The organism is Streptomyces sp. FH025, assembly GCF_017427025.1.
Lineage (GTDB): Bacteria > Actinomycetota > Actinomycetes > Streptomycetales > Streptomycetaceae > Kitasatospora.
In genome coordinates, this window is record NZ_JAFLNG010000512.1 from 1 (window position 1) to 5,700 (window position 5,700).

The 5,700-nt window shown below is 75.2% G+C and carries 2 protein-coding genes and 1 pseudogene; all 3 read right to left on the reverse strand.

Annotated features, from left to right (window positions below):
- Positions 1–701 (reverse strand): annotated as a pseudogene (locus J0670_RS28100) (hypothetical protein); the annotation flags it as partial.
- 128 nt (positions 702–829) lie between these two features.
- A complete protein-coding gene (locus J0670_RS28105) occupies positions 830–3,679 on the reverse strand; it encodes a LuxR family transcriptional regulator (protein ID WP_207814499.1) in 2,850 nt (949 codons plus the stop codon).
- A gap of 830 nt (positions 3,680–4,509) precedes the next feature.
- The coding region (locus J0670_RS28110) for a serine hydrolase (protein ID WP_207814500.1) at positions 4,510–5,700 on the reverse strand (1,191 nt) is incomplete at its 5' end.

A 5,700-nucleotide genomic window follows, 5' to 3' on the forward strand; every position in this document is an offset into this window, starting at 1 on the left:
GTGCTGCGGGCGGCGAAGAGCAGGTCGTGGAAGTCCCACTGGCGCAGTGCCGGGTCGTCGTCCTCGCCGCCGCGGCCCGGGGTCTCGGCGAGGTCGAGACCGATGAGCAGTCCGGTGAGCCGGGCCATGACCCCAGTGGTCAGACCGGGGTCGCCGGGCCCGGCGACCGACAGCAGGTCCTCGGCGGTGCGGGGTTCGGCCAGCTGCAGGACTGCGGCGCGGGCAAGGTCGTCGGTGAGCCGCAGGCGAGCCGGTGAACGGGGGGATTCCAGGACGATGGCGCCGCCGTCGGCGCGCAGCAGGGCGAACCGGGAGAGCCGGATCGGGGTGTCGGCCGCCACCGGGGGCGGCAGGGTCAGCGACAGCGCCCGCAGGGGTTCGACGCGCAGCAGGGTGCGGCCGCCGGAGGCGCGCAGGTCGCGCACCAGCAGGTGGCTGAGGCGTTCGAGTACCCGCATGAGGGCGGCGTGGTGGGCCGCCCGGCCCGGCGCCGGTGGCGCCGCCGCCGGGTCGCCCGGCAGCGGCAGGGGGGCGCGGGCGAGGCCGCGCAGGACGTCGCGGAGCTCGGGCGGCAGGCCGCGCAGCACGTAGGACCGCGGTGCGCGGTGAACGACGAGCCGGTCGTCGTCGAGGTGGAGGCGCACGTCGGCGGCGAAGGAGACCTGCTGGTCCCCGCCGCCGGCGCCCGGCTCGTTCTGCACTGCTCGGTCCCTTCGTCGTGCGGCCCCGGGGCTCCCACTCGGCATCGTGCGGACGTCCGCCGGGCGGGGTCAAGGACCGGGGGAACTGTCTTCGGTCCGCTCCTCGGTGGCTTTGGTCTCCGGGGAGGTCAGGTGGCGCCGGGCAGGACGTGCCGCAGCTGGTGACGGCTCTCGATCCCCAACTTGCGGTAGGTGTTGGTCAGGTGGATCTCGACGGTCCGCAGCTGTACGAACAGGGACTTGGAGATCTCCCGGTTCGTGTGGCCGGTGGCCGCGAGCGTGGCGACCTTGCGTTCGGTGGCGGTCAGGCTGTCGACGCCCTTCCGGCGCGAGCGGGGCATGCGGCCCCCGGCCGCGGTGAGTTCGGCGGCGGCGTGCTCCAGCACGCCGGTGGTGCCGATGTCCTGGGCGAGTTGGACGGCCTCGCGCAGGGCGGTGCGGGCGGCGCCGGTGCGTCCGGTCCGGTGCAGCAGCGCTCCCTGGTCGGCGAGGGCCCGGGCCAGGTCGTGCGGCGCTCCGTAGGCCCGCAGCAGTTCCACCGCCTCGGCCATGACGTCCGGCGCCGCACCGCCAGCCGTCCAGGCCGCGACGGACAGCGCGAGGCCGAGGACCCCCGGGGCGTGCTGGGTGCGCGCCCACTGTGCCTGTTCGAGGGCGAGTTCGCGGGCCTGCCCGTCCCGGCCGACCGACAGGAGAGCGCGGGCAGCCGAGGAGCGCCAGGGCAGCAGCGCATCGGCGATGCCGAACTCCCGCATGCGCCGGCCGCATTCCAGGAGGTCCCGGACACCGTCCTCGGTGTAGCCGAGCGCGGCCTTCAGCTCGCCGCGCGCGAAGAGGTGGGTGGCGCCGGCGAGTCCGCCGGGCAGGGCCTCCGGGACGCCGGCGCGTTCGAGTTCCGTGGCGGCCTCCTCGTGACGTCCGGTCAGCGTCAGCAGGTGGACCAGGCGGGCCCGGACCAGGGTGGCGAGCGGTCCCGAGGGGGCGGCGGCGCAGGCGTGCAGCGTCGCGGCGGCGGCGCGGGCGTCCTCCAGGGCGGCGGCCGGTCCCTTGGTCGCCAGGAGCAGCAGGGAGCGCAGGGAACGGGTGAGAGCCTCCAGGGGCTGGTGCCGCCCTCGGCGGGTGCGGATGAGCGCTGCCTCCAGCAGCGTGCCGGCCGACTCCGGCTGCCCAGTGTGGATCATCACGTCGGCCGCCCACAGGTGGGCCATGACGTGGGCGGGGGTGATGGGGAACTCGGACCGCGCGGCCTGCTGCGCGTCCGCGGACGCGGTGGCGTTCCCCGCCTGCCGGTGCAGCCTCGTCAGGGCGGCCAGCGCCTGGGCGAACGCGCCGCCGCTGCCCGTGTTCCCGCCGACCGTCGGGGACCCGGGCAGCGGCGGGAGCGGTCCCCGCACCCCGCAGTGGGACAGCCGCAGGGCGAGGGCCGGGTCGGCGTCGCGCAGGTGTGGGCCGACGAGGACGAGGGCGATCCGTTCGGCCTGGTCGGGCGGTGCGCCCAGCAGCACCAGGTCGAGCAGACCGGGGGTCCGGCACACGGTGCGGCCGGCGTCGGGTGAGAGCCGGATCGCCTCGTCGAGGCTGGTGGCGGCCTCGGCCAGGTCGGTGCGGGTGGCGGCCTCGGCCAGTTCCAGCAGGAGCGCGGAACGGGGCTCGGGGGCGAGCGGCTCGGCCAGACCACGACGCAGATAGCAGCACGCGGTGCCGGGGTCCCCGGCGGCCAGGCGGTCGGCGGCACCGGCCCGCAGGGCGTCCAGGACCCAGGGTTCTCCGCTGGGCAGGGCGTGCACGAGGTGCCGGGCGACGGCGTCGGGCGCGGCGCCGCTCTGGTGCAGGAGGCGGGCGGTCCTGCCGTGCAGCGCCTCGGCCTCGCTGGGGGCCAGGGCCGCCCTGACGGCCGTGGTCAGCATCGGGTGGCGCATGGTCACACCGGACGGGCCGGCGGCCAGCACGCCGAGGCGCATCAGCCGCTCGACCACCTGGGTGACGACCGGCCGACCGAGCCCGGTCAGCTCGGCGATCCGGGCCGGCGTGGCGGGGGACGCGAGGACGACGACGGCGCGGACGACGTCCAGCGCGTAGGGGGACAGCCGGCGCAGTCGGCCGCCCACGGACCGGGCCACGGAGTCGACCACGATCTCGGGCAGAGCGGTGGCGGCCCGGGCGTCGCAGCCGTGCCCGAGCTGTGCCAGGCGGGCGGCCAGTGCGGTGACCAGGCGGGGGTTGCCGCGGGTGGCGGCCAGGCACGCGTCGGTGAACTCCTCGTCGGGGCCGGCCCCGAGGTGGTGTTCGAGGACCGCGGCCACCGAGGGCCGCCCGAGCTCGCGCAGCGACACCTCCCGTGTCTGGGTGAGCGTCAGCTCGGCCAACAGGTCGGTGCCGTGCGCCTCGGCGCCGGGGCAGAAGCTGAGGACGACGGTCACGGGAACGTCCCTGCAGCGTTCGGCCAGGCCCACCAGCCACCGCAGGGAATCCTCGTCGGCCCAGTGCACGTCGTCGACGGCCACCAGCAGCGGTCCTGCGGCCTCCGGCATGGCCAACCGGCCGAGGACGTCGTACAGACCGCGCAGCGCGGCGGTGCGGAGGGCGTCCTCAGCGGGCAGGCCGACCAGCATCGCCGCGGCCTGCCGCGCGATCGGGAGCCAGCGGCGCTGGTCGCCCGCCTGGCAGGCGGACCGCGCGAGCCGGCGCAGGAGTTCCAGTGGCGCGTCGCGGTCGGCGTAGCTGCACCGGGCGTGCAGGGCGGTGAACCCGCGCTGCCGGGCCGCCGCGGCGGCGTCGTCGAGCAGGGCCGTGCGTCCGGTGCCGGCCGGCCCCGTGATCAGGAGGGATCCCCCGGTGCCGCGGGCGCCCTGCACGAGGGCCTGGTCGAGGGCGGCCCGAGCGTGGTCGTATTCGCGCAGGTGCGGAACGGTGGGAGCAGTGGGCGCCGCGGCCGGTGGGTCACATGCGGCGCGGGAGGCCAGGGAACCGAGGGGCAACACCGCAACTTCCTCCCCAGGAGTGTCTTCGTGCCCGTGCCGCTCGCGTCCGCGCCCGGCGCGGGCCTGTTCGTTCGCCCTGCCGGGCTGTCGTCTTCCGATGTCCTCCTTGCATTGAGGAGTACGTGACAGGAGATGGGGCGCGTTCACCCGGACGGTCGAGAGACAGCTGTGGCATTCCTCACAGACGCAGGGCGGTGCCACCGGAGATGCCCGGTACGGCGCCGTCTCTCCGGCCGAGCTGCTCATGTGGCCGTCGCCGTGGGCGGGCGATCCGCGCCCGGCGGGCGGCCTCCCGAGCTCGCCGGTGTCCGCGGGGAGGATCGGCGCCTCGAGTCAGGCCTTCGCCTGGGACGACACACCCATCACCACCGGCCCGGACGCGTTCTACGACGGCGGGCGGCGGGAGTATCCGGAAATCACTACCGTGCGTCACCAGTGAGGGGTCTCGAACTGGAGGCCTCGTCGAGCGCCTTGCGTTCCTCCGCACGGCGCCGGCGCTCGGAGTTGGGTTCCATGGCGGAATCGGCGCTGGCCGGGTGGGTGTAGGTGCGCCACGCGGCCTCGGACGGATGCGTGAGCGCACGGGCCAGCCGCATCCACGCGGCCCTGCCCGCGCCGTGCAGGACGGGGCACAGGTCCGGGTTGTCGGCTGTCGGGACTCCTGCGGGCGGGCCAACGTGATCGTCGACCAGCCCTCCGCTGCCGAGCGTGCGGCCGACCGGTCTGGCTGGGCCTGCCAGCGGCCGCCATCGTGGCGGCCCGGGCCACCAGGAGGGTGGCGATCCGCGCGTCCGTGACCGTGCGGACGCGCGGATCCGGGGCTCGGATCAGGTGAGCGGTCCGGCGGACCGCGGTGTCACGGCGGACGGAAGGGCTGACGGAGAGGAGGTCGGCGGGCGGCCGCCGCAGGTGCCCGTGGAGTACAGGTCGTTGGAGGTCCTCTGCATCGCGGCAGGGTCGGACAGGTCGTACCGGTTGATCGAGGTGGCGAACTGCCGCTTGCCGGTGACCTCGCCGACCAGCAGGGTGTTGTAGCCGGGGATGCCGCCGTCGTGCCCCCAGAACTCGCCGCAGGGCGTGGCCATCCGCTGGAGCCCGAGGCCGTAGCCGGCGGCCTCGCCCGGGCCGCTGACGTTCTTCATCTCGGCGAGTTCGGCCGGGGCGAGCAGCTGCCCGCCGAGCAGGGCGGCGATGAAGCGGGTGAGATCCGCAGTGGTGGAGATGCCCGCCCCGGCAGCGGATGCCATCGACGGGTTGAGCAGCGTCACGTCGGCCGGGCCGGTGGGGAGCTTGTAGTAGCCGTGCGCGTGCGAGCCGGGGATGAAGGGCGAGTCGCTGGGCATCGAGGTGCCCGTCAGACCCAGTGGCCGGATGATGCGGCGGTCCACCTCCTGCGCCCAACTGCGACCGGTGAGGCGCTCGATGATCGCGCTGACGAGCACGTAGTTGGTGTTGGAGTAGTGCCAGCCCTGTCCGGGGGCGAAGTACGGCGGGTACTTGTTGGCGATGTCCACGAGCTGCTGCGGTCGGTAAGACGTCCAGCGCCCACCCGCCAGCCACTGCCGCAGCGTCGCCTCGTTGCCGGCGTCGAACGCCGGGTCCTCGGTGAAGTCGTGGATGCCGCTGGTGTGGTTGAGCAGTTGGCGCACGGTGATGCCGCTGCCGTTCGGCACCATGCCCGGCAGGTGGCTCTCGACGGAGTCGTCGAGGCCGAGTCGGTGTTCCGCGACCAGCTGGAGGACCACCGTGGCGACGAAGGTCTTGGTGACGCTGCCGATCCGGAACCGGCCGTCCGGATCGGTTGGGGTACCGGTGGTCAGGTCGGCCACGCCGGCCGCACCCTTCCAGACCGTGGAGCCGTTCTCCCGGACGCGGGCCAGCGTCGCCGACGCTCCACCCTCCCGCACCATGGCCCGGACCACCGCGTCCAGGGCCGCCCTGTCCGCCTTCCGCGCCTCGCCCGCGGCCACCCCGTCGGGCGCCGCTGGGGCGCCCGACGCGCCGGCGGACGGGGCCGA